22 protein-coding genes are annotated in these 24,143 nt (G+C 65.0%); 10 read left to right on the top strand and 12 right to left on the bottom strand.

Annotated elements, in window-relative coordinates; all coding sequences use genetic code 11:
• Window positions 1-9: 9 nt before the first annotated feature.
• On the top strand, window positions 10-696 hold the full coding sequence (locus tag MMB74_RS24775; RefSeq protein WP_277431305.1) for a glutaminyl-peptide cyclotransferase: 687 nt from the start codon (window positions 10-12) through the stop codon (window positions 694-696).
• Between the two features lie 16 nt (window positions 697-712).
• Here the strand turns inward: MMB74_RS24775 and MMB74_RS24770 are convergent, their stop codons facing one another.
• Window positions 713-2,419, bottom strand: a complete 1,707-nt coding sequence (locus tag MMB74_RS24770; RefSeq protein ID WP_277431304.1) for a carboxylesterase family protein — start codon at window positions 2,417-2,419, stop codon at window positions 713-715.
• 168 nt (window positions 2,420-2,587) lie between these two features.
• Window positions 2,588-2,998, bottom strand: a complete 411-nt coding sequence (locus MMB74_RS24765; RefSeq protein ID WP_277431303.1) for a helix-turn-helix domain-containing protein — start codon at window positions 2,996-2,998, stop codon at window positions 2,588-2,590.
• 120 nt (window positions 2,999-3,118) lie between these two features.
• On the opposite strand from MMB74_RS24765, the gene MMB74_RS24760 reads away from it, so the two are divergent.
• Both MMB74_RS24760 and MMB74_RS24755 read left to right on the top strand, forming a co-directional pair.
• Window positions 3,119-3,898 carry an SDR family oxidoreductase gene (locus tag MMB74_RS24760; RefSeq protein WP_277431302.1) on the top strand — a complete coding sequence of 260 codons (780 nt, stop codon included), beginning with the start codon at window positions 3,119-3,121 and terminating at the stop codon, window positions 3,896-3,898.
• Window positions 3,899-4,016: 118 nt separating this feature from the next.
• Window positions 4,017-5,297, top strand: coding sequence for a DNA topoisomerase IB (locus MMB74_RS24755; protein WP_277431301.1), 1,281 nt, complete (start codon window positions 4,017-4,019; stop codon window positions 5,295-5,297).
• A 97-nt stretch (window positions 5,298-5,394) separates the two neighbouring features.
• On the opposite strand, the gene MMB74_RS24750 is transcribed toward MMB74_RS24755, so the two are convergent.
• The gene (locus tag MMB74_RS24750; RefSeq protein ID WP_277431300.1) at window positions 5,395-5,817 is read right to left on the bottom strand and encodes a hypothetical protein; all 423 of its coding nucleotides are present in this window, start codon (window positions 5,815-5,817) and stop codon (window positions 5,395-5,397) included.
• 130 nt (window positions 5,818-5,947) lie between these two features.
• On the opposite strand from MMB74_RS24750, the gene nirK reads away from it, so the two are divergent.
• Window positions 5,948-7,240, top strand: a complete 1,293-nt coding sequence (gene nirK / locus MMB74_RS24745) for a copper-containing nitrite reductase (protein ID WP_277431332.1) — start codon at window positions 5,948-5,950, stop codon at window positions 7,238-7,240.
• 37 nt (window positions 7,241-7,277) lie between these two features.
• On the opposite strand, the gene MMB74_RS24740 is transcribed toward nirK, so the two are convergent.
• The 3 genes from MMB74_RS24740 to MMB74_RS24730 all read right to left on the bottom strand — a co-directional run bounded on the left by MMB74_RS24740 (window position 7,278) and on the right by MMB74_RS24730 (window position 10,472).
• Window positions 7,278-8,585: an Nramp family divalent metal transporter gene (locus MMB74_RS24740; RefSeq protein WP_277431299.1), complete on the bottom strand. Its 1,308-nt coding sequence runs from the start codon at window positions 8,583-8,585 to the stop codon at window positions 7,278-7,280.
• 177 nt (window positions 8,586-8,762) lie between these two features.
• Window positions 8,763-9,785 carry a pyridoxamine 5'-phosphate oxidase family protein gene (locus MMB74_RS24735; RefSeq protein WP_346780710.1) on the bottom strand — a complete coding sequence of 341 codons (1,023 nt, stop codon included), beginning with the start codon at window positions 9,783-9,785 and terminating at the stop codon, window positions 8,763-8,765.
• Between the two features lie 42 nt (window positions 9,786-9,827).
• The gene (locus MMB74_RS24730) at window positions 9,828-10,472 is read right to left on the bottom strand and encodes a glutathione S-transferase (protein ID WP_277431298.1); all 645 of its coding nucleotides are present in this window, start codon (window positions 10,470-10,472) and stop codon (window positions 9,828-9,830) included.
• A gap of 121 nt (window positions 10,473-10,593) precedes the next feature.
• Between MMB74_RS24730 and MMB74_RS24725 the strand changes: the two genes are divergently transcribed.
• Entirely contained in the window at window positions 10,594-11,502 is a 909-nt protein-coding gene (locus tag MMB74_RS24725; RefSeq protein WP_277431297.1) for a LysR family transcriptional regulator, read from the top strand.
• On the opposite strand, the gene MMB74_RS24720 is transcribed toward MMB74_RS24725, so the two are convergent.
• Window positions 11,436-12,341: an AraC family transcriptional regulator gene (locus tag MMB74_RS24720; protein ID WP_277431331.1), complete on the bottom strand. Its 906-nt coding sequence runs from the start codon at window positions 12,339-12,341 to the stop codon at window positions 11,436-11,438. The genes MMB74_RS24725 and MMB74_RS24720 overlap by 67 nt on opposite strands.
• Before the next feature lie 257 nt (window positions 12,342-12,598).
• Here MMB74_RS24720 and MMB74_RS24715 point away from each other — a divergent pair, with 257 nt between their 5' ends.
• Window positions 12,599-13,510, top strand: coding sequence for an EamA family transporter (locus tag MMB74_RS24715; protein WP_277431296.1), 912 nt, complete (start codon window positions 12,599-12,601; stop codon window positions 13,508-13,510).
• Window positions 13,511-13,870: 360 nt separating this feature from the next.
• Window positions 13,871-14,893, top strand: a complete 1,023-nt coding sequence (locus tag MMB74_RS24710) for a class I fructose-bisphosphate aldolase (RefSeq protein ID WP_277431295.1) — start codon at window positions 13,871-13,873, stop codon at window positions 14,891-14,893.
• A gap of 100 nt (window positions 14,894-14,993) precedes the next feature.
• Here the strand turns inward: MMB74_RS24710 and MMB74_RS24705 are convergent, their stop codons facing one another.
• Entirely contained in the window at window positions 14,994-16,649 is a 1,656-nt protein-coding gene (locus tag MMB74_RS24705) for an NRAMP family divalent metal transporter (protein ID WP_277431294.1), read from the bottom strand.
• A gap of 611 nt (window positions 16,650-17,260) precedes the next feature.
• A complete protein-coding gene (locus tag MMB74_RS24700; protein WP_277431293.1) occupies window positions 17,261-18,022 on the bottom strand; it encodes a Mut7-C RNAse domain-containing protein in 762 nt (253 codons plus the stop codon).
• Between MMB74_RS24700 and MMB74_RS24695 the strand changes: the two genes are divergently transcribed.
• On the top strand, window positions 17,906-19,009 hold the full coding sequence (locus MMB74_RS24695; RefSeq protein ID WP_277431292.1) for an NAD(P)-dependent oxidoreductase: 1,104 nt from the start codon (window positions 17,906-17,908) through the stop codon (window positions 19,007-19,009). The genes MMB74_RS24700 and MMB74_RS24695 overlap by 117 nt on opposite strands.
• Window positions 19,010-19,150: 141 nt before the next feature.
• A complete protein-coding gene (locus MMB74_RS24690) occupies window positions 19,151-19,795 on the top strand; it encodes a LysE family translocator (protein ID WP_277431291.1) in 645 nt (214 codons plus the stop codon).
• 42 nt (window positions 19,796-19,837) lie between these two features.
• On the opposite strand, the gene MMB74_RS24685 is transcribed toward MMB74_RS24690, so the two are convergent.
• Window positions 19,838-21,109 (bottom strand): MFS transporter, encoded by a 1,272-nt coding sequence (locus MMB74_RS24685; protein ID WP_277431290.1) that lies wholly within the window; start codon window positions 21,107-21,109, stop codon window positions 19,838-19,840.
• Window positions 21,110-21,205: 96 nt separating this feature from the next.
• On the opposite strand from MMB74_RS24685, the gene MMB74_RS24680 reads away from it, so the two are divergent.
• Complete coding sequence (locus MMB74_RS24680) at window positions 21,206-22,144, top strand: LysR family transcriptional regulator (RefSeq protein WP_277431289.1); 939 nt, start codon at window positions 21,206-21,208, stop codon at window positions 22,142-22,144.
• A gap of 2 nt (window positions 22,145-22,146) precedes the next feature.
• Here MMB74_RS24680 and MMB74_RS24675 read toward each other — a convergent pair whose 3' ends face one another.
• Both MMB74_RS24675 and MMB74_RS24670 read right to left on the bottom strand, forming a co-directional pair.
• Window positions 22,147-23,397 carry a DUF3443 domain-containing protein gene (locus MMB74_RS24675; protein WP_277431288.1) on the bottom strand — a complete coding sequence of 417 codons (1,251 nt, stop codon included), beginning with the start codon at window positions 23,395-23,397 and terminating at the stop codon, window positions 22,147-22,149.
• An 11-nt stretch (window positions 23,398-23,408) separates the two neighbouring features.
• Window positions 23,409-23,843 carry a DUF2844 domain-containing protein gene (locus MMB74_RS24670; RefSeq protein ID WP_277431330.1) on the bottom strand — a complete coding sequence of 145 codons (435 nt, stop codon included), beginning with the start codon at window positions 23,841-23,843 and terminating at the stop codon, window positions 23,409-23,411.
• Window positions 23,844-24,143: the final 300 nt, after the last annotated feature.

Below are 24,143 nucleotides of genomic sequence, written 5' to 3'. Positions count from 1 at the left end.
ATGCCAACGATGAACCTATCGAATGCTGAAATTGTCCGGGAATTCGGCCCGTTGCCGGGCGTCGAGCAAGTCGCCGGCGTGACCTATGACGGCCATCAAGTCTGGTTTGCCGCCGGCGAGAAGCTGTGCGTGCTCGATCCGGTAAGCGGTCGAATGCAATCCGCGCTCGACGTGCCTGCGCATGCGGGAACGGCTTTCGACGGAAAGCACATCTTTCAGGTGGATGGCGACTCGATCCATAAGCTCGACCCGGCAACGGGGCGCGTGCTGCGTACCATCGCGGCGCCGGCCGGCGGCGGCACTTCGGGGCTGGCATGGGCCGAAGGTTCGCTCTGGCTCGGCCGCTATGCCGAACGCAAGATCTTGCAAATCGACCCCGAAACGGGCGCGGTGCTGCGTACGATCGAATCGAATCGGTTCGTCACGGGCGTGACTTGGGTCGACGGTGAACTGTGGCACGGCACGTGGGAGGACGAGCAAAGCGAAATTCGACACCTTGATGCGCAGACAGGCCAAGTGATCGAGGCGCTCGCGATGCCGCCGAGCGTGGTCGTCTCGGGGCTCGAATCCGATGGCGGCACGCAGTTCTTTTGCGGCGGCGGCACGAGCGCAAAGGTAAGGGTGGTGCGCCGTCCTGCGCGCCGGGCGGCGCCCGGCGGCGCATCGAGCAATGCCGGCGAAGGGCCGGGCGATTGACTATATTGCAACGCCCTTAATTCGCCCCGGGTCGCGCTTTCATGATGCGTTCGACGAGGGCTTGCCGCTCGGCGCTCGCATCCCACATGGTGACCGTGTCCTTGCCGATCGCTTGCCTTGTCAAGCCGTCGCGCTCTTGCCGCACGGCCGGCCAACGCGGAGGGCGCACGACGCTCGTCACGCGTCCGAGCCGCGTGAAATCCGATTGTCTATCGTTGATGCCGTTCGGATTGCCCGTCTTCACGAACTGCTCGATGTAACTCGAAAAGATATGCGCGACGGCGCGATCGTCGCTCGTCCACTGATAACGACGATCCTGATCGAGATTGTCGAACACATAGGCTATCTCCGATCGGTGAGGCGCACCGGTGCTGGGTGACGAATTCTCGCCCGCGCTCTCTTGGGTAGCCGATGCCACTGCGGTCGGGCGCGGATGCGTGAACAGATAGAAATACACGGGGGCGCGGCCGGTTTGCCGGTGCAAATCCATCCAGCGCCAGGCGCTGTGGCTCATCGTCAAGTCATTGGCGAGCACCGCCGCCGAGCGGTTGATCTCGTCGGCGTCGTTTCCTGGATAGAACGCGCGTGCTTGTGCGACTTCGTTGCCGAACACGGCGCTGAGAATCAGCGTCCAGTTCTCGGGCGTCGGCGCCATCGGACCGTAGACCGTTCGGAAGTGGCTTTCTTGCGAGTTTGAACCGACGAGCAAGGGAACCGGCGCTTGACCCCCTGCTTCGAAGACGGCGGCAGGCGTATCGGTGAGGAAATAGCCGTCGATGCTAGGCCAGAAAAACGGCTGCGGTTCACGATGAGTGCCCATTGCGGCCTGCACTTTCTCGGCCGATAGCGCCCGCAGTGCCGCGAGCGAATCCGCGCCGAGGCGGGCTGCCAAGCTTCGGCTGACTTTTTCCGCTTTCTCGCGCCGCCAGAAGCCATTGGGCGCGAACGCGCCTCCGCTTTCGCCGATCGCCCGCGCGAACAGCCCGCGTGAGGAAGGCGCGGCCATGTGCGCGCTCACGGCCATCGCGCCGGTCGTTTCTCCGCCGATGGTGACCTTCCGCGGATCGCCGCCGAAGCGTGCGATATTCTCGCGCACCCAGCGCAGCGCCGCCTGCTGATCGAGCAGACCGTAATTTCCCGCCGCCCCGACCGCGCTGTCGCGCGATGCCTCCGGATGCATCATGAAGCCGAACGCGCCGAGCCGGTAATTGACCGTCACGACGATCATCCCGCGGGCGGCGAGATGCGAGCCGTCGTAGCGGGGCTCGGAGCCGTCGCCGAATGCGAAGCCACCGCCATGGAAATAGACGAGTACCGGCAGCTTCGCGCTTTGGCTTGCCGCGGGCGCCCATACGTTCAGGTAGAGGCAGTCTTCGTTCATGCTCGACGAACGAAATCGAATGCCGGGCAACGCCATCTGCATGCAGCGCGGGCCGAAGGCTTTGGCATCGCGCACGCCCGGCCAACTCGCCACGCGTTGCGGCTCGCGCCAGCGGTGGATGCCTACCGGGGCAGCGGCATAGGGAATGCCGCGAAAAACATTGATCTGATGGGTGTCCGTTATCGAGCGGTCCCCGGCGATCACGCCGTCGACGAGCTGCACTTGCGGCGACGGCATCGCCGGCAACGCTCGGGCGATGAGCGGTGTGGCGCAAAGCAGCGCTAAGGCGGCCGAGGCGATCGCCGTGCGAGACGCCGAGCGACTGGTCAATCGTGGATTCATGGTTTGCCCCTTTCGAAGGATCGATGCGAATTGCAATGCGCTTGCCGATGGCAAGCACCTCGATCTTCGTGATTTACCGGGGCTTGAGCGCGATTTGCGCTAAAACAGGACGCATTACCACCCTTAGCGCAAGATAGCGATGGCGAGCTGGTGCTGCGCCGCGGTGTGTCACGCCTTGGCTTGCTTGGGCCGCGCTTGCAGTTGCGCGTAATGCTTTTCCGCCCACACCCAGACACCGCAAAACGCGGCGCACAGGCTCTCGCCGAGTTCGGTCAGTTGATATTCCACGCGCGGCGGCACTTCGGGGTAGACGGTGCGCGTGACGAAGCCGTCTTCTTCCATCTGCCGCAACGTCTTGGTCAACATGCGCTGACTGATGCCGCCGACGAGCTCGCCAATGCGCGTGAACCGCAAGACGCCGTTCTGCGCGAGTACCTCGAGCACGCACATGGTCCATTTATCCGCGACTTTGCCGATGACTTCCATCACGACGTCGTCGATCTCGGGCGTAGACGGCTTGCCCGTGGGCGATTCGAAGACGACGGCGCGCCCCGTCTGCTTTTGTTTTTTCAGGCTCATCTCTATGGCTCGAATTGGTAGGTTAGTTACGAATGTGTTCGTATGATACAAAAAGGTGCCTACTTCCTATATGAGAGTATTGGCGCTATTCTGCCGTCAGTCAACCACGGGAGAGACATCATGCAAGTGACTGGAAACACCCTTCTCATCACGGGCGGTGGCTCGGGCATCGGGCGCGCCTTGGCCGAAGCGTTTCATCGCCGCGGCAATCAAGTCATCATCGCCGGCCGGCGCGAGGACACGCTGCGTCAGGTGGCGCAAGCCAACCCCGGGATGAAGACGGCGCAACTCGATCTACAGGACCCGAAGGGAATCGAGCGCTTCGCGGCGCGCATGGCCGAGGAGTATCCGCAACTGAACGCCGTGCTGAACAACGCCGGCATCATGCAGATGGAAGACTGGGCTGCGGACGAGGTGGATCTGTCGACCGCCGAGGCGACGGTCGCGACGAATCTGCTTGCGCCGATGCGCCTGACCGCGGCGCTGTTGCCGCAACTGAAGCGTCAGCCGCACTCGACGGTGCTGACCGTGTCTTCGGGCTTGGCGTTTCTCACGCTCGCTCATACGCCGGCCTACAGCGCGACGAAAGCCGCGATTCATGCGTTCAGCGACGCGTTGCGCTATCAATTGCGTCATACGCCGGTCGACGTCATAGAAATCGTTCCGCCGTATGTCGCGACCGAATTGATGGGCGAGCAGCAAGCGAACGATCCGAACGCCATGCCGCTTGCCGAGTTCATCGGCGAAGTCATGAGCATTCTCGAAACGCAGCCGAACGCGCGCGAAGTGCTGGTCAAACGCGTCTACCCGCTGCGCTTTGCCGCCGAGCAGGGTTACGAGAAATACATGGAGCAATTCCACACTTTCAACGACCGCTTCGGTGCGGGGCATCTGGGTTGACCTCCGGGCGTCGAGCCGCACGGCGCCCGGCAGAAGGATAGTCGGCGCTCGCACCGAGCGGCGCCTATGGCATGGCGATTGCATAAAACGTCTCAACCCTCCGTCTTTGCCTCGCGCCATGCCCAAGCCTTCTCGCGGTTCGAGCCGCCCGCCTGCACGCGCATCGACACGCAACCCCTCGGGTGGCGATGCGCCCGAGCCTGCCGCGCCGCCGATCGAATTGCCGAAGGACTTGCGCTATGTCGACGACCGTCGTCCCGGCATCACGCGCAAGCTTGTGCGCGGGCATTTCGTCTACTTCGACCCGCAGGGTCGGCGCATCCGCAACGAAGCGGAAATCAAACGCATCGATGCGCTCGCGGTGCCGCCGGCCTATACCGACGTGTGGATCTGCCCCGACCCGCTGGGCCACTTGCAAGCGACGGGGCGCGACGCGCGCATGCGCAAGCAGTACCGCTACCACGTGCGCTGGCGCGAAATACGCGATGCCACCAAATATGACCGGATGGCCGCCTTCGGCGACGCGTTGCCGAAGATTCGCGCACACGTGGCGCGCGATCTGCGCCTACCAGGCATGCCGTGGGCAAAAGTGGCGGCGACCGTGGTGCGCTTGCTCGATGTCACCCTCGTGCGCGTGGGCAGCGCGGAGTATGCGCGCGAAAACCAATCCTTCGGGCTCACGACACTGCGCAAGCGTCACGCGGCCGTGCGCGCCGGGCACTTGCGCTTTCGGTTTCGCGGCAAGAGCGGCATCGAGCACGATGTCGATGTCGACGACCCGCGCGTGGCCCGCATCGTACGACGGTGCATGGATTTGCCGGGGCGCGAACTGTTTCAATACGTCGATGAAAACGGCGAGCGCCGGCCCGTCGGCTCATCCGACATCAACGATTATCTGCGCGAAACGAGCGGCGCCGATTTCACGGCGAAGGACTATCGCACGTGGGCCGGCAGCGTGTTCGCGCTCGCCGCCCTGCGTCAGATCGAGCCGCGCAGCGCGGCCCACGCCCGCAAGCATCTCGTCGAGACCGTCAAGCACGTCGCGGCAACGCTGCGCAATGCGCCGGCGGTCTGCCGGCGCTGCTACATCCATCCCGGGGTCATCGAGGCGTTCGAAGCCGGCGAGCTCTGTGAGCTACCGAAGGTTAGGACGCGGCGCGGTTTGAAGGCGGACGAGGCCGCCTTCGCCGCGCTGCTCGCACGCGAAGCGCGGCGTGCGAAACGGGAGGCGCGCGATCGGGAAACGACGGCCAAACGCGCCAACGGCAAGCACGGCCCCAATTCAGCTACGAGTGGCGATGATTCGAGCCCTCGCGATGACGCACGGCTCGTCAAATTACTCGCTAAATCGCGTGCTGTGGCGAAACGGCGCATAAACCCGAATCGCCGCCACCCGTAACGCTTCGCGGCTTGAATGGGCGGCGCGCGGTCGGGTGCCAATACCGTGGAAATCCACTTGGTGTTTTCGCTTGATCACCATCAATTTTATTTGGCGTTTATTTGACTACATTGGAATACATGAAGACGGGCATTGTGAAACGTCGATAGTCGATCGACGGATCGAATGATGCAGTCGGAATTCCCGTGGCAATTAAGTCGAGGAAATCGATCGGGAATATTCGAACTGTTTTCATGCATTCGATAGCGACGCGGGCTCGTGCAACGGACGCGGCGAAGCGTCTCAATCGATCGCGTTTGAACAGGCGATGCCCGGCAAGGCCGGGGCCACTCGCCCAACCAGCGCCGGCATCGAACCGCATGGCCGCGTAGACCGCGGGCCATGTCTCGGGCCGGTCATAAAACAGACTATCGGTTATGGAGCACATGATGTGCAAATTCCGTGTTATTACGCCAATATGCTTTGCCGTCGCATTGATCATGGGGAGCGGCAGCACCGCCGGTTTTGCTGCTACACCCATTCCCGCTTCCGCACACGCCGCTAAATCAGCCGCACAGGGCAACGTTAAACATTTCACGCTTCGCACGGATATCGCCGACGGCAAGCTCGTTTATGAAGACGAGCGAGGCAATGCCGATCCCGATTTGAAAGTGCAAGTCGGCGATACGGTGGAAATCGCGATCGCAAGCAAGGAGGGCGCGGAACACGACATCACGTTCCCCGACCTGAAAGTCGAATCGAAGCGCTTCAGCGGCGCGAGCGGACCGACGACGCTGCGTTTCGTGGCAACGCGTGCGGGCGAGTTCCCGTACTTCTGCAGCGTGGCCGGCCATAAGGAAGCTGGCATGGAAGGCAAGCTCATCGTGACCGCCGCCGCGGCCCAGGCTCCGGCGCAGGCCGCGCGTGGCGATATGGGCGGTGTCGAACCGGCCTCGGCCCACGGCGGCATGGACGGACACGCGATGCCCATGCCTGCCGTCTACACCGCTTCGGCGGCCCCCGCCTTGCCGGCCAAAGCGGACGCCATCAGCATTGCGGGCGACCCGTCCGCCGTGCCGTCCCCGATCGGCGCTCGCGCGCCGCAGACGCTGAAATACCGCATCGAAACCGATGAAGTCACCGGCAAGCTCGACAACGGTACGACGTTCACCTACTGGACCTTCGACAAGCAAGTGCCTGGTCCGATGCTGCGCGCGCGGGTGGGCGACACGGTGGAGCTGACGCTCGCGAATGCGCCGACGAGCAAGATGAATCACTCGATCGACCTGCATGCGGTGATGGGCGGGATGGGCGGCGGAGGCGATACGCAGGTCGCCCCGGGCCAGCAAAAGACGATTACGTTCAAGCCGATGCACCCGGGCTTGTACGTGTATCACTGCGCGACGCCGCTCGTTCCCGAGCACATCGCGGCTGGCATGTACGGCATGATCCTGATCGAGCCCGAAGGCGGTTTGCCCAAGGTCGACAAGGAATACTACGTGATGCAGGGCGAGATCTACACGACCAAACCGTTCGGCACGCACGTGCATCAACAAGTGGATATGGCCAAGCTGTCTGCCGAGCAGCCCGAGTACTACGTATTCAACGGCGCGGTCGGTTCGCTGACGAAGACGCATAAGCTCGTGGCCGACGTGGGCCAGACGGTGCGTGTGTACTTCGGCGTGGGCGGCCCGAACAAGATCTCGTCGTTCCACATCATCGGCGGGGTGTTCGATACCGTCTATGAAGGCGGTTCGCTGAGCGGCGTCAAGCACGATGTCCAAACGACGATCGTGCCGCCGGGCGGCGCAGCGATCGTCGAAATGAAGATGCAGTACCCGGGCAAGTACATGCTCGTCGACCATGCGCTCACGCGTGCAGGCAAGGGCCTCGTCGGCCTGCTCGAAGTCGGGGGCAAAGCCGACCCGGCGGTCTATCACGTCGGATCGGTACAGGCACAGTAAGCGAGGCGACGAGGGCCTAGGCTAGGCCTGACTTGCCTTAGCCGAGCGCCCCGAACGTTTGCAGCAGGAGCACGACGTTCAGCGCAAGGATGACGACGGTCGCGGCAATCGCGGCCGTCGTCACTTTCGTGCTGTTCACGAATTCGCCCATGATGTCCCGCCGGCTCGTCACGATGACGAGCGCGATCATCGGCGCCGGCAATGCGAAGCTGAGCACGACCTGACTGTAGAGCAGCGCGTCGGTGGCCTGCACGCCGAGTGCGGCGACGACGAAAGCGGGCGCCATCGTCAAAAGCCGGCGCAGCCCGACGGGAATGTGAAGGCCGACGAAACCCTGCATCACCATCTGTCCCGCCATCGTCCCCACGACCGAACTCGAAATGCCTGAGGCCAGCAACGACACGAGGAACACCGCGGCGGCGCCTGCGCCTAGCAGCGGCGTGAGGCTCCGATAGGCGGTCTCGATCTCGGCGACGTCGGCATGCCCTGCGTGAAACGCGCTCGAGGCCATGATGACCATCGCCATGTTCACGAGCCCGGCGAGCGACAGGGCGACGATCACTTCCCGATTGGAAAAGCGCAGCAGTTTGCGGCGCGCCGCATCGTTGCGAGCGGGGGCGCGATGTTGCGTGAGGCCCGAGTGCAGGTAGATCGCGTGCGGCATGACCGTCGCGCCGAAAATGCCCGCGGCGAGCGAGAGTGCGCCGCCGCCTTGCAGATGCGGTACGAAGGCGCCGTGCGCCGCTTCGCTCCAGTTCACGTCGACGAGCATCAACTCGATCACATAGGAGAGCGCGACGGTGCCGATCAAGGCGCCGATGATGAGCTCGAGCGGGCGAAAGCCGCGCTTTTCGGCAGCGAGGATCGCATAGGTGACGATGCCGGTGATCGCCATGCCGGCGATGAGCGGCACATGAAGCAGCAACGACAAGCCGAGGGCGCCGCCGAGGAATTCCGCGAGGTCGGTCGCCATGGCGGCGATCTCGCTCACGCCCCACATCGCGTACACGATGGGCACAGGAAAATGCGCGCGACTGATTTCAGCGAGATTGCGATTCGTGACGATGCCGAGTTTGGCCGAAAGCGCTTGAAACAACATCGCCACGACGTTCGCCGCGAGCACGACCCACAATAGCGAATAGCCGTACTTGGCCCCCGCCTGCAGGTTCGTCGCAAAATTGCCGGGGTCCACGTACGCAATGGACGCGACGACGGCGGGGCCGGCAAACAGCAGGGCCGCGCGCAGCCGCGCGAAGGGGCTGTGCCCGCCGCGCCCGGCGAGGGCGTCGCCGATCGCCAACGTGGCGCGGCCGCTCATTCCCAGTTGCATTTGCGCAGTCGTCATGACGCACCTCGTTCCCCTTGCATGAGGTGTTCATGGTAAAAGCTATCGATATGAGAATGATAATTGTTTTTATAAATGACGCTCATATCGATGGCGGCAACGCCCACCTTGCCCTGGCCGTGGGCGGCGCGTTAGCCGGCCGCCGCTAGGCGAGGACCGGCTCCGCTTCCCTGACGTTCAGTTGCCGCTCGATAGCGTCGACGCCGCGTTAGCGATGGCGAACTGCGGGGCATATTCGACCGCGGACCAATGAAAAGGCAGCGATGCGGGACTGCGTCGCACTTCTTCGACCGTGAACCGCACGAGTCGCTGAGCATCGGCAAACGTCTCGAGCGCAGCGCCTTCCCAGACGATATCGGCGCGCGCAGCGACATAGAGCAGGTCGCCGCGGTCGAAATCGATGAACAGCAGCCCCGCGCGGCTGTCTTCGGCAAGATTGCCGAGCGTATTGAAGAATTGATTGCCGCGATAGTCGGGGGCGACGAAGGTGCGCTCGTCCTCGATACGGACGAACCCCGGCGGTCCCCCGCGATGCGACACGTCGACGCCTTGCGACGCGGCGTCGTCGGCCAGCGTGCTGCGCGTGGCGATGAAATACGTATCGCTGCTCGCGATGAGCGTCCGGTCGGCCGCATCGAGCGTCGCGGCCCGGCGTTCAGAAGCGCGTTCCGTGGCCGGCCGCCCTTGCTCGATGCGAGTCGGCGTGCGGCTTTGGATGTACTTCGCGCAATTGCCGAAGCTTTGGCGCACGTTCACCGTCAGGACGCCGTCGTCGTCCGCGGTCACGATGCCGTTGACGCGATTGCGCCGGCGCGTCGGCGGCTCGATGCCGAGGCCTCCCAACGCGGCGCCTGTCCGCCAGGCGCGGGCGAGCGGATCGCCGTCGAGTGGTTCGCCCGCGATGCGCAGCGTCGTCGCATCGGGCGAAGAGACGAAACCCGGATCGCCCACACGCAATGTGGCCCAGGGCTGCCCTTGGGCATCGATGCCGCCGAGGACGATGAACGGCAATTGCGCGAAGAACTGCCGGTGCTGTTCGGGCAAATAGCGGCGTATGCCGCGCCGCCCGCCTATTTCGGCTTTTTCTCGTACGCCGGCGCGCGTCTGCACGGCAATTTCGCCGGCATGGAACGGTGCGTCGTCGAGGTCCCAGCCGGGCGGCGGCATGACGGGGCGGCGTTCGTGCGTTTCGGTGCTCATGGCGCAAGCATCCTCGTCTAGGAGTAGGGCGACCTACGGGTTCTACGATTGCGTCGCCGGCGCGGGCGCGACTGCCGGCATGGCGACGAAGCCGGGCAGTGCTTCCACCCGTGCGAGCCAAGCGCGCAAGTTCGGATACGGCGCGAGCGAAATACCGCCCTCGGGCGCATGGGCGATGTAGGTGTAGGCCGCGACGTCGGCGATCGTCGGCTGCGCTCCGATGGCGAAGGCTCGCGTGCCGAACATCGGTTCGATGACATCGAACAGCTTGATCGCCGTGCGCACGGCGGCGTCGTAATCGAGGTCGTTGCCGAACACCTTCACGAGACGGGCCGCGCATGGCCCATAGGCGATCGGACCCGCCGCCAGAGCGAGCCATTGCGTCACCTGCGCCGCGCCGACGGGGTCTTCCGGCAGCCACGATGCATCGGCGTAGCGCTTCGCGAGATAGACGAGTATTGCGTTCGAATCGAACACGATCGTCTCGCCGTCCTCGATCACGGGTACGTGCCCGAAGGGATTCATCGCTAGAAAGGCCGGGGTGCGTTGCTCGCCCGCCCGAACATCCACTTCGATCGTTTCGAACGGCAGGCCAAGCAGGCTCAGAAACAGCTTTGCGCGATGGGCATGGCCCGAAAGACGCATCGAGTGAAGGCGGATCGGGCGATCGGGGCGAGCGAGTGGCATAGGGCTGGTCCTTACGATGAAAGAAGATCGATTGACTCGATGCGAAGCGTATCGCAGCCGGATTGGCCGCATAAGATGGATAATCGACGAATCACAATCCATCGAAGGTGGACAATCGCTCATGCCACAATTGCGCGATATCAATCTCAATCGTCTCGTCGTCTTCGCGGCCGTGGTGGAGAGCGGCTCGCTCAGCGCGGCGGCAGAGCGGCTCGGGCTGGCCAAGACGATGGTCAGCACGCATATGCAGCGCCTCGAAGCGGAAGTGGGCACGACGCTGATCGTGCGCACGACGCGGCGCTCGAGCTTGACCGAGGCAGGGCGCACGCTGTACGAAGCGAGCCGGGCGTGCCTGCGCACGGCAAGCGATGCCCTCGCCGCCATCGCCACTCACTCGGGACCATTGCGCGGCGCAGTGCGTATTGCATCGCCGATCGACTACGGGGCGCTCGTCGTGGCGCCGGCATTGGTCGCGCTGCAGCGCACGCATCCGCAGTTGCAAATCGAACTGATGTGCGCGGACGGATACGCCGATCTCGTCGCGGAGCGGATCGACCTAGCCATTCGTTTAGGAAACCTAAAGGATTCGAGCTATCGATCGGCTCGGCTCGGGCAGTATCTGCGCTGGCTCGTCGCCAGCCCCGACTTCCTCGCGCACCACAAGTTGCCCAAATCGCCGGGCGGCCTGAGCGAGATGCCGTTCGTGGCCTTATCGACGATCCCGCACCCCAACACCCTGGCCTTGTCGGGCGCGGGCGGGCAGCGCTTGCGGGTCCGCTGCCAGCCGGCGTTCGTTGCCAATACGGCCACCGCTTGCCGCGCGGCCGCGCTCGCGGGCGCAGGCTTCGCGCTCCTTACCGATTTTTCGATCGAAGAGGACCTGGCGGCCGGGCGGCTCGTTCGTCTATTTCCGCGATGGGCGGGCGAGCCTGCCGCGATCCAAGCCGTCTACCCCTCGGCGCGTCAGCCTTCGCCGAAAGTCGCAGCCGTCATCGAAGCGTTGAAGTCGCATTTGAGCGCCCGCCGATAAGCGAGCGGCGAGGCGCCCACGGCCGCGCGAAACCGATGGCTGAAATGGCTTGCGTCGGCATAGCCGGCTCGTTCGGCGATTTCGTCCAGCGGCAGTAGCGTCGTGCGCAGCAATTGCCGCGCGAGCTCGGCGCGCCGGCCCGCAATCCAGGCGTGCGGCGGCATGCCGAACGAGGCCCGGAACATGCGCGACAGATGAAATTCCGACAGGCAAGCGACCTCTGATAGGTCGCCGAGCGTAATCGCGCCGCACAAATGCGCTTCGATGTAATCGCGCAAGCGCCGCCGCACGACGGGCGCGAGGCCACCCTTGACGGGCGCGTCGCTGCGGCGCACAGATTGGCTGCGCAGCAATAGGCTCAGGATTTCGTGGGCCGCTTCGTTCGCGCGCAGGCGCTCGTCGGGCGCGTCCCACGATTGCGCCGCGAGCGCGCGGCACAGCGCGGCGATATGGGCGTCTTCGAAGTAGGTGCGATCGGCCAGCGTCAGTTCGCGCGGTTCGCGATCGAGCTCTTGCACGGCGCGCTGGGTGAAGTGCTCGGGCAGGAAGTACAGATGGAAGAAATGCATGTGGCCCCGCACCCACCAGCGCGATTCGTGGTCGCCCGGCAGCGCGCACAGCCGAGCCGGCGCACCGTACTGGCCGGGCAGCTTCTGCCGCTCGGTGCGATAGCCGCCGTTCAGGTAGCACGAGAGCGTGTGATGGCCGGGCCGATCGTAGGCCGTTTCGTCTTCGACGATGTCCCGCCGCCAAATCGCCGCGGCCAGCCGATCCCCCAGCCAGGCGAAACGCTCCAGCGTGGCATTCGCGTTGGCCAGCGTCACGCCGACCGAATGCATGCCGAACGGCGGTGCATCGACGCACGAAGCGTCGGTCGGGGCAAGGGCGAAGGGGCTCGCGTTCACGGCGGCGATAAGAATCGGATCATGACCGCATGAGTATAGAGAAAGCGGCGCACCCGTGCCCGCCGTCGCGCCCCGTGCGCGGGAATAAAACCGCAAGGATAGACAACGCGAATCGTGCGCCGCCGCCGCATAGTGAACGCGCTTGGGCATACCGGCCCGTTGCGAAACCTTCGACAGAACATGAGAGCCTCATGAACTTGCTGCTTTATTCGACCACGGTGCTGATTTGGGGCACGACTTGGATCGCCATCAAGTGGCAGACCGGTGTCGTGGAGCCGCCCGTCTCCATCGCGTTCCGTTTCATCCTTGCCTCGATCGTCATGCTGGCGATCGTGCGCATGACGGGCCGCCCGATGCGCCCGCCCCGCGCCGCCTGGCCGTTGTTGTTCGCGCAGGGGTTGGCGCTGTTTTGCTGCAACTTCCTGTGCTTCTACTACGCCGAGCAAATCGTGCCGAGCGGCCTCGTCGCAGTCGTGTTTTCCACCGCCCCGCTGTTCAACGCGGTCAACGGGCGGCTGTTCATGGGCCGCGCGCTGCAGCCGAGCGCGATCCTGGGCGCCCTGCTGGGCCTTGTCGGCATCCTCTGCCTGTTCGCGCCTCAGGTTGCGGACCACGCAGGCGACAAGACGATGTGGCTGGGCCTAGCGATCACCCTGGTCGGCACGATGTGCTTTTCTGCCGGGAATCTGCTGTCCAGCCGGATGCAGTCGATGGGCCTGCATCCTAGCGTGACCAACGGCTGGGCCATGCTGATCGGCGCTAGCGTGTTGACGCTGGGCAGCCTCGCAGCGGGCTTCTCGTTTCAACCCGAATGGACGCCGCGGTATTTGGGTGCCCTGCTGTATCTGGCCGTGCCCGGTTCGGTGATCGGCTTCACCACGTATTTGACGCTCGTCGGCCGGATCGGGCCGGAGCGCGCGGCCTATTCCACGGTCTTGTTTCCCTTCGTCGCGCTCGCGGTGTCGACCGTGTTCGAAGGCTATCGATGGTCGGCCCCGGCGGTGATTGGCCTCGCGCTCGTCGTGCTGGGCAATCTGATCGCATTCAATGTGTTTCGTCAGCTGCCGTTCTTGAAGGGAACCCGTCGCGCGCCGGCGCGCTGAGCGGGGTCTGCCAGGTTCGGCCAGTCGCTCGGCGGGTCTTCGGCCGCCGATGCGACGCAGGTCGTCGGTTTCGGTCCGACCGCGGGCCGGCTTGCCTTTGCGGGCTCGCCGGTCCGCGGTCTTTTTTTGCGGCTCATCGGCGGCGCTCCCCCGTGCGATGCGCTCGGCCTTCTCTTCGTCCCCATGCCGCGCTCGCCCACGGGTGCGGGCACTGCGATTGCTCGCTTATTCGAACGGCCAAAAGCGGTCGAGCGCACATCGACAGCTGGCACATGCATGCTCTGCCGCGCACACTGGAACGAGGCCTCGCGCGCGCTCGGTTCCGCGCACGAAGCTTTTTCGCCCTAGGAGGAGCAGACGATGCAAACGGACAGCGCACTGCAAGCCACGATCGACGCCATCGTGCAAAACGGCAAAGGCCTACTGGCCGCGGACGAAAGCGGCCCCACCATCGCGAAGCGGTTCAAGAGCATCGACGTCGAATCGACAGAGGAAAACCGCCGTGCGTGGCGTGAGCTCTTGCTGTCGACGCCGGGCCTTGCGCAATATGTGAGCGGCGTCATCCTCTATGAAGAAACGCTTGGCCAGTGCGCCGCCGATGGCGAGCCGCTACCGAGCCTCGCTGCGCGGCAGGGCATCGTTCCGGGCATCAAGGTCGATACGGGCAAGATCCCGCTTGCACATGCCGAAGGCGACGAGATCACGCAAGGGCTCGACGGCCTTGCCGCGCGGCTCGAGAAATACAAGGCGCAAGGCGCCCGATTCGCGAAGTGGCGCGCCGTCTACAACGTGTCGGATACATTGCCGAGCCGCCTGGCCATCGAAGCCAACGCCGAGTCGCTGGCGCGCTACGCTGCCATTTGCCAAGCAGCGGGCATCGTGCCGATCGTCGAACCCGAGGTGCTGATGGATGGCGGTCACTCGATCGACCGCTGCGCGCAAGTGACGGAAGCGGTATTGCACGAGGTGTTTCACGCACTGCACCGGCATGGCGTGGCGTTGGAGCTCATGCTGCTCAAACCGAGCATGGTATTGGCCGGCAAAGCTGCCGCGCGTGCAGCCGGCGTGAGCGAAGTGGCTGCGCGCACGGTGTCGGTTCTCGGCCGCACGGTGCCGCCGGCCGTTGCCGGCATCTATTTCCTGTCGGGCGGGCAAACACCGGTGCAAGCGAGCGCTCACCTCGATGCGATCAATCGGATCGGCCGCCGTCCGTGGCCGCTCAGCTTTTCCTATGGTCGCGCGCTACAAGAGCCGCCGCTCGACGCTTGGCGTGGCCAGACCGCCAACATCGGCATCGCTCAGCAGGCGCTGCTCAAGCGTGCGAAATTGAACAGCGCCGCTGCGCGCGGATGCTATGCCGCGAAGGACGAAGCCACGGCGTGAGGATGCGGTGCGACGGTAAAAGAAAGGCGAAGCCAATGGCTTCGCCTTTACTATCGCTTGCTCGATGATCGCGCCAATTCGCTCGGCGCCGCTTACGCCCTCAATGCATCGCCATCTGCACCACCTTGACGATGACGAGCCCAACGGCAACGACGAGGTAGCCGCGCAGCGCCCCCATCCATAGGCGCGTCGTGAGCGTCAGCACGGGCGGCGGCAGCTCGTGCAGCGGCGGCATGCGCCAGGCGTTGCGATGAGCAAGCTCATGTGGCGCAGGCGTAGTCGCCAGCTGTGCATCGTCCTTCGCGCGGGTCATGCGCCGCCACGCTTCCGTGCCGAGATATGCTGCAGCGAACAGCAACGCCCCACCGGCGAGAATCGCGACGATGGCCTGGCCCGAGATGTCGGGAAAGACGGTTGCGGCGGTCAAGATGATCGAGAGCACGACCAGGACGGCGACCACCGCGCCCGTAAACACGTTCAGCCGTTTCGAATTCACCCATGGGCCGAGCACTGCTTTGTCATTGCACAGCAAGAGCAGGAAGACCGTGGCGCTAGGCAGCAGGACGCCGGCCAGCGTTTGCACGGCAACCGTGAGCAGCCCGAGCGGGCTACCCGGCATCAGCACGAGCGCGGCCGCGAAAACAATGATCGCGAAGTAGACGACGTAAAAGCCTTTCGCATCGGACACGCTGCGATGCAGCGAGTGGCGAATGCCGAACACATCGCCGATCGCATAGGCCGTCGAGAGCGACACGGCGGCGGCTCCGATGATGGAAGCGTCGAGCAACGCGACGGCGAAGATGGTGGCCGACGTTTCGCCGACATACCTGTGCAGCCCCGCGATGACACCGCCGGCATCGGTGAACCGACCGAATTCCGGGCGCCCGGCGAACAGCGCCGCCGTGAACGCCATCATTGCGACCGCGCCCACCACGACGAAGCCGATGCCGATCCACAGATCGATCTTTTCGTACTTCATGAAGCGCGGCGTGATGCGCTTATCGATGATGTAGCTTTGCTGGAAAAACAACTGCCACGGCGCAACGGTCGTCCCCACGATGCCGATCACGAGCAGCATGACGTCGGAGAGCCTCGCGTGCTGGGGCCAGCTCGGCACCAGGAAATCGCGTGCGATCGTGCCGACCGGCGGATGGATCGAAACGAGCACTGGCACGAGCAGCAGGCTGAGCACACAGAGCACAATGGCGAACCGTTCGAAGCGGCGGAAGTCGCCCGTGCTGACGGCGGCCATCGTCAAGACGGCCGCGATGCACACGCCGAGCACTTTGGGCACGCCCAAAAAGCCGAGCGCGAACGTGATGCCGATGAATTCGGTGACGATGGTCAGCGCGTTGAGCAGAAACAGATCCACCACGCTGAAGGCACCCCAGAATTTGCCGAAGCGCTGAAAGATCAAGCGGGCGTGTCCTACGCCCGTTACCGCGCCCAACCGCAACACCATTTCCTGGTTGACGTACAGCACGGGAATCAACAGTGCGAGCGTCCACAAAAGCGTCGTGCCGTAGTTCTGGCCCGCCTGCGTATAAGTGCCGAACGCGCCGGCGTCGTTGTCGCCGACCATGACGATGAGCCCCGGCCCCAAGATCGCGAGCAGGGTGCGCAGACGGGCGGCCCACCCGCGGCGCGGCGCCGTGTCGTGGTGAGCGATCGTCCCGAAGGCCCCTTTGATGTCGCCGACGTGCGCGTCGTCGAGCACGGCGCCCCGGGTGGGCGAAACGTTGATGGGTGTGGACATTTCTACTTTCTCTCTAGCGCTCGCGCATGGCGCGTACGACCGTGTTCATCGGCACGGCGGCCGCGCGCTTTAGCTCGTGGCGAGCGCGGGCCGGCGTGTGCGTGCGAACCGCGAGCGCAAGCCGCTCGCGGCTTCGAACCGACGGACGCGCTTGCGTGAGATACACGCGAAGCGGCGTCCGAACGGCGCGTTGGCCATTCGAAAATCGATGCGCGGAGAACTAGGGAGAAACTGCGGCGCGCACCGTCTGCCTGCTGGCAAGACGGCGGCTTAGGGAAGCATTAGCGGACGTCGTGCCGATCAGGCGGAAATACTGTTCGAAGGTCGACTACTGCAACTGTCCAAGGCATATGCCCCATTTGTGGAATTGGTTGAATTTTAGTTGTTGCATCGAAGATGCGTCAATAAGCGAGTTTGGTGCCACCTCAATTTTTTCGCGCCCGAGCGTGCGCTCGAGCGCCAAGAATGCTTCGTCGTCCTGAAGATTGAACGGGTTCGAACCGGCTTGGCGCGCGAAGGCGATGTGGGATCGGCGCAACAGTGGCAACGGTCGGCGGTGGCAGCGGTGGCCTGAAATCGCGCGGGGTTCGTCGAAGCGATGCCGCCCCGTTTCACGAGGCCGGGCGAGGCGGTGGGGCGAGCGCATCGATGAGCGTGCGCATCCGCTCCCAATGCGATCCCTCCCAGAAGACGCGCCTGCATACGTCACAAGTGACGAATTGCGAATGCCGCTCGAGCACGCCTTCGGGGGCGCGGCCTTGCGCTTCGACTCGATCGATTCGCCGCAGCGGCGCGTTGCAGGTGAGGCACAGCCGGAACGCGCGCACGCTCCCGGCCAGGTCGAGCCGATCGACGACTTCCTGCAGTTGCATTTGCGGTTTGAGCGAGCGCACGTAGCAGCCGTGCGTGATCGTGCGGCGCTTGAGCAACTCGCGATCTCGCGTGAGCACGATGCGCTCTTGCGAGGCGGCGAGCGCCTCGATCTCGTCGTCGGCGAAATGGTTGTCGTACAGCGTGTCGAAACCGGCCAGACGAAGCAGCCGCGCGAGGCCGCCCAGGTGCGCATCGGCCACGAACCGTGTTGTGCGCAACGGCCTTTCGCGCACGCGCAGGAGCGGCGTTACGTCGAGCGCTTCGAACTTGGGATAGACGGCGACGCGATCCCCATCCGCGAGCACGCGATCGAATCCCGCCGATTCGCCGTTCACGAGGATCAATTCCACCTCCGTATGCGGCACGCCGAGGGCCTCGATCATGTGCTTGGTCGTGGCGTTGCGGGCGCAGACGCAGCTGAACGCGCGCGAGCGCAGCGGCCGCGCGAGGAAATCGTTCAGTTCTTCGTAAAACCGGAACGTGGCGGTGACGGTAGGCATCGAACGAGTATCGCACCGACTACGCCCGCGTGCGCGGCCCGCGCCGCCCTCGCTGGCCGGCAAATTCGCCGCAATCGTGCTTTACTGCGCTTTTTCGTTTCTGCGAGGGGACAAGCGATGGATGTCGGCTTTATCGGTTTGGGGAACATGGGCCATGCGATGGTCGAAAACATGCTCAAAGCGGGCCATCAGGTGCGCGTATGGAACCGCACGCGCGAGCGGGCCGCCCCGCTAGCGGAACTCGGTGCGCGCATCGTCGACGCGCCGGCGGCCGCTTTTTCGGGCGACGCGGTGTTTTCCATGCTCGCCGACGATGGGGCAGTGCTCGACGTGGTGGATGCGGCCTTGCTCGAGCACGCGCCGCGCGGGCTCGTCCATGTGAACATGTCCACGGTGTCGATCGCGCTCGCGCAGGCGCAGGCGCGCGATCATGCCGCGCGCGGCATCCACTATGTGGCGGCGCCGGTCATGGGTCGGCCCGACGTGGCGGCCGCTGCGAAGCTGACGATCATCGCGGCGGGGCCGGCCGAAGCGATCGACCGCGTCCAACCCGTGTTCGACGCCATCGGGCAGAAGACTTGGCGCATCGGCTCCCTGCCGGAACACGCCAACGTCATCAAGCTCGCGGCCAACTTCACGCTCGCATCGGCCATCGAAACGCTTGGCGAGGCTGCATCGCTTCTCACCGCGCATGGCGTGACGGTAACCGACTACCTCGATGTCATCACGTCCAGCGTATTCCCGGGGCCCGTGTATGCGGGCTACGGCAAGCTCATCGCCGAGCGGCGCTACGAGCCGGCCTTGTTCAAGGCGCGGCTCGGCCTGAAGGACGTCCGGCTCGCATTGGCTGCGGCCGAGGCGAATTCGACGCCGATGCCCATCGGCAGCCTGCTGCGCGACAACTTGCTGGAAGTCATGGCGCGAGGCGAGGGCGAGAAAGACTTTGCCGTGCTCGGCGAGGTAGCCGCGCGGCGCGCCGGGCGCTGATCGATCGCTTGCGTGCGAGGCGAGGCGAGCGCGCCCGCTGCACACGACGCAGCGGCGAAACCCGATGCGCGAGCGCCTGCATGGCTATGAGATCGCGCGCATAATCGACGTTTTGCGCCATTCTTTGGGAAGCCTCGCATCATGAATTTGCACACCTGGTGGTTGTTCGTCGCGACGGTTTTCGTGATTTCAGCCATTCCCGGGCCGAACATGCTCGTCGTGATGACGCACAGCGCCCAGCACAGCCTGCGCCGTGCAACGGCGACGATGGCCGGATGCCTCTCCGCGCTCGTCATCATGTTGTCGGTATCGGCGGCCGGTCTAGGCGTGTTCCTCAAGGCATGGCCGACCATGTTCGACGCGCTGCGTCTGATCGGCGCCGCGTACTTGATCTATCTCGGCGTGAAATCGTGGCGTGCGAGCGTGCCGGCCGCAGCGAACGCCGATGAAGCACTGGCGCAAGAAGGGCCGACCAAACGCGAGCGCTCGCTCGGCGCGCTTTACCGCAACGGCTTTCTCGTCGCGGGCAGCAACCCGAAGGCGATTCTGTTCGCCGCTGCGCTACTGCCCCAATTCATCGACGCATCGAAGGCGACCCTGCCGCAGTTCGGTATCCTCGTCGCCACGTTCGCGGTGATCGAGGTCAGCTGGTACCTCGTCTATGCGCTGTGCGGCGCGCGCATCGGCTCCACGCTCAAGAGCGGGCGCGTCGCGCAGGCCTTCAATCGGCTGACGGGCGGCGTCTTCGTCGGCTTCGGCGCGATGATGGCGCTCGTTCGCCACTGATTCGCGATTGATTTGCCGCCGGTTCCGCACGGATAGCGCCCGCTATTCGTGCGCCCCGGGCAACAGGCCCAGCACGAACGCCGTGCCCGCAAAGGCGAGCCCAACGACGCAAACGCCGCTCCATCCCGCCCAGGCCCATGCTGCCCCGGCCGCCGATGCGCCGACAGCGCCCCCGATAAAGAAGATGCCGACGAAAAGCCCGTTCAGGCGCCCGCGCGCGGCGGGGTTCAACAAATTGATCGCACGGCGGCCGAGCGTTTGATCGGTGACGACGCCAGCATCGAGCGTGGCCGCGCCCGCTACCAGCAGTGCGACGGCCAGGCTCTTATGGGCGCTTGCGTCGAAGCCGAACCAGCCGGCGCCGACGATGCCGCTCGCCACGAGCGCGATCACCATGCTCGTATGACCGGCGAGGAGCGCGCTGCGGCCCCATCGCTTGTCTCCGGCCAAGCCGGCGAGCGGCGTCGCCACGACACCGGCCGCGCCTGCGAGCGCGAACCAGGCGATGTCGTAGAAGCTGAAATCGAAAGGACCGTGTGTAAGGCGCAGTCCGATCGCGGTCCAAAACGCGCTAAATGCGCCCATCGCCATCGCCGCCGAAACCGCGCGCCGCTGCAGCACCCGTTCCGATACCAGCAGCGTCCATAGCGAGCGCAGCAACGCGCCGTACGTCGTCGAAACGAGCGGCGCATGGCGCGGCAAGCGCACGGCGAGCACGAGCGCGAGCACCGCATCGGCGACGGCCGCGACCCCGTAGAAGGCGCGCCAGCCGATCGAGCCGGCAATGACGCTCGCCAGCGGCCGCGACAGCAGAATGCCGAGCATGAGACCGCTCATGACATTGCCGACGGCGCGTCCGCGGCGAGCTTCCGAGGCCATCGACGCCGCCATCGGCACCAGCATTTGAATCACGCTCGAACTGGCGCCGGCCAAGAACAGCGCGGCGAGAAAGACGAGTCCGTCGTGCGCGAGCATTGCGACGCCGAGCAATGCCGCGCAAGCGGCCAGCGTGCGCACCACGAGCCGCCGGTTTTCGAGCAGATCGGAGAGTGGCACGAGTAGGACGAGCCCCAAGGCGTAGCCGAGTTGGGGCAGCATCGCGATGGCGCCGGTCAAGGAGTCGGGCAGGCCGAGCGAGCGCTGAATCGGGCCAATCAGCGGCTGCGCCGCGAACAGGTCCATGACGATGATGCCGACCGCAGCGGCAAATAGGATCGTCAGTGACGTGGTGAGCCGATGCGCGCCTTGGCGATCTAGCGCCGCCGGTGCTGCGCTCGGGCAGGACAACTCGGGGGAGGGGGGAGGACCATTCATGAGGAGGTCGAACGAGCGGTTGGGGAGCGGCCATCGTAGGCTCGTGGGACATATGCGACAATTGAAATATGTCGATATTGATTATGCGGAGTTGTTTTGAATACGCGAGACTTGCAAGCCTTCGTCGAAGTCGTCGATAGCGGATCGATGGTGCGCGCCGCGCAGAAACTGCATGTGACGCAGCCGGGGCTGACGCGGCGCGTGCAGAACCTCGAGACGACGCTGGGTGTGGCGCTGCTCGATCGGCAGAGCAAGCCGATGAAGCCCACCGGCGCGGGCAAGGAAGTCTATGCGCTGGCGCGCGCGGTGCTGCGCAGCGTGGACGATTTGCTGGCCGTTGCCGCGCCCGGCAGCGAGCCCGCCGGCGAATTGAAAATCGGCGTGCCGCCGTTCCTCTCCGAGCTTGCGCTGGAGCAGCCGATCGACCGCTTGCGCGCGGCGTTCCCGCGCCTCACGTTGCGGGTGACGGCGGCGTGGTCGCCCGCGTTGCTCGAGCGGGCGCTGCGGGCGGAAGTGGACGCGGCGGTCATCATGGCGCCGGCTGCGGCCGCGATGCCCGAGACGGTCACCGCGACGCTGCTGGCCGTGCAACCGACGGTCATCGTTGCTCCGCGTTCAATGCAGTTGCCGCGCAGGGGTGGCCGCGGACGAGGCGCGCCGCGGCTTACGCTAGCCGAACTTGCACAACACCCGTGGGTGCTTAATCAGGACGGATGCGGCATGCGCTCGGCGCTGGGCCGGGCGCTTGGCGCGGCCTCGCTGCGATTCGAAGTCGCGGTGGAAGCCTTCGGCTCGGAATTGCAGCTTTCGCTGGTGGCGCGTGGAGTGGGATTGGGCATCGTCACGCCGAGCCAGCTTGCCGCCAGCGCTTACAAAGATGCACTGCAGGCGATCGAAGCGCCCGAGTTTTCGGGCGGCCTGAACGTCTGGTTGGTGCACGGCACGCTGCCGGGCCGGCTCGTGCGGCCCATGGCCCTGTTGCGCGAGGCGCTGATGGACGTGCTCGCGCAACCCGATCGGCTTCGCGCGCCTTAGCCTTAGTAGGCGAAGTACGGCCCCGTGCCGGCTGGCGTCGCTTCTTGCTCGATGGCGGTGTAGACGTTGCGCCCGTAGAAGAACGGTAAGCCCCAGTCGAACACTTGGGAGCCGACGAACGCAGGCCCCGCGAAGAGCGGCATCGCCGCTGCCCCGCCCGATGCTTGCCAGATCTGCGTGGCGTTGCCCACGCTGAACCCGACCGTGCTTGCGACACCGTTCGTGCCGACGTTGGTCGCGCTGAACTGCTCGGTCGAGCCGGGGCAGTAATAGCTCTGATTCGGACTCGCGCAGGCGGGCATCTGGTTCGTGGCGAAGAACAGGCCCGTCGAGCCGCTATCGATGATGCTGCCCGAGTAGGTCGTTCCGTTTTCGGTGGTCGTGAACACGCCGCGCGACGGATCCGCCCCGATCACGTGTGCCGTGGCATCGATCGTGTTGTCGCTTTGCGTGCCGATGCCGAAGATCAATTGTCCCGTCACGCTCGTCGCACTGCCGCTTGGCACGGCGGGGAGACTGACGATGACGCCATTGCCGTCCGCGCCGAAGTAGGGCACGGGGTTGGCGACCTGCCTTGATTCCGCAATGGCGGTCGATAGGCAACTCGTCCCCGCGCAAGCGTAGTAGGTGCCTGCGATCGCTTGGTTGGCGCACGCCGCGCCGCAGTCGTGTTTGAACACACCGATTCCGAGAATGCCGTTGGCCGCGAGCGTGCTCGGCGTATTGCGCGCGGCGCCGGTGTTCGAGCAACTAGCCGGCACGGCCGCGTAATTGGCGTCGATCACTTGGATCGGCAGCGACGCGGCGCGCTCCCCGGCGATCTGCACGTCGGCGATGCGGACCGAGCCCCAAGTGTAGCCGTCGAAAAACTGCATGCACTCGGCGAGGGAGCCGCCGTTGTCGGTGGTTTGTTGCGGCAGCGAGACCGACGCGGGCAACTGCGAGGCGAATACGCGCAGGCCCCATGATCCCGTATCGACCAGCACGTGATCGATCGTTTGGCAACTCGCACCGCCCGGCGTGCAAACGGTGACGCTCACGAACGGCATGTTTGGCACGCCAGCCACGCCATGGTCGACGGCGATCGCCGCGACATTGGCGGCCAGTGACGACGTGGGCGCCGACGTTTGTGCGGAGTTATTGCTGACCGAATTGCCGCCGCCGGAACCACCGCCGCCGCAGGCCGCGGTGAGGCAGGCAATCAGCAGCGCCGCGGCGGCCTTCATCGCTTTCGAGATCGAGAATCGCAACATCGTCGGCGCTCCTAACGAACTACGGTGGCGTCGACGCCATTCGGGAGTGCTTGCGGCAAATACGCGTGTCCCGAGAACGCGCGCAGATGTCCGCTGGAGTAGACGACGAGATCGCTTGCCGACACAGCGAGCGGCCCGCTGCCGCGCGTGGGGCTCGCACCCGTGAAGCGGTCGAATGCGGCGCCGAGCGTGGCTCTCAGATCGGGGAGGGTCGGACCGTCCCATGCAACGCCGAACACGATGCCGTCGGCGCCGGCATATTCGCGCACGACCGTGCCCGAAGGCAGGGTGATCGTGTGAACCGTGTAGGCCGCGTGCACGCTGCTTGCGTGGGCAATGGCGGAAAGGCGCGTTGCGTCGGCCGCGACGCTGTCGGCGCGCTGGCCGAGTGTGGCTTGTGCGGCCGGTGCGGCGATGAATCCAACCGCGGCGAGCGCCACGGCGATGGCGTTCGTAAAGACAGACGATTTCACTGCATTTCCTTCGCTGGCGATGCGACGAATGACCGGCAAGCGCGTCAACCGGGTTCGTGCTGGCGCGCAACCGTGCAGTTCGTTGCTTTCGTCTGCGCGGCGCACGATCGATCTCGTAACCAGTGAGGTGAACGGACGCTCGAGGGCGAACTTTAGGCCGGCGCGACGCTCGCGAGCGGTGAAACGGCTGTTCGAACGGGAGGGAAAGAGGGTTGAATCAGAGTGGCGCGGGTGGGCACGATCACGCGCGGCTATTGCCCATAAGGCGCGCGA

Origin of the sequence: Trinickia sp. Y13, assembly GCF_029522115.1 — a bacterium.
In the GTDB taxonomy this organism is placed as follows: Bacteria; Pseudomonadota; Gammaproteobacteria; order Burkholderiales; family Burkholderiaceae; genus Trinickia.
This window is presented reverse-complemented; position numbering and strand designations above follow the sequence as displayed.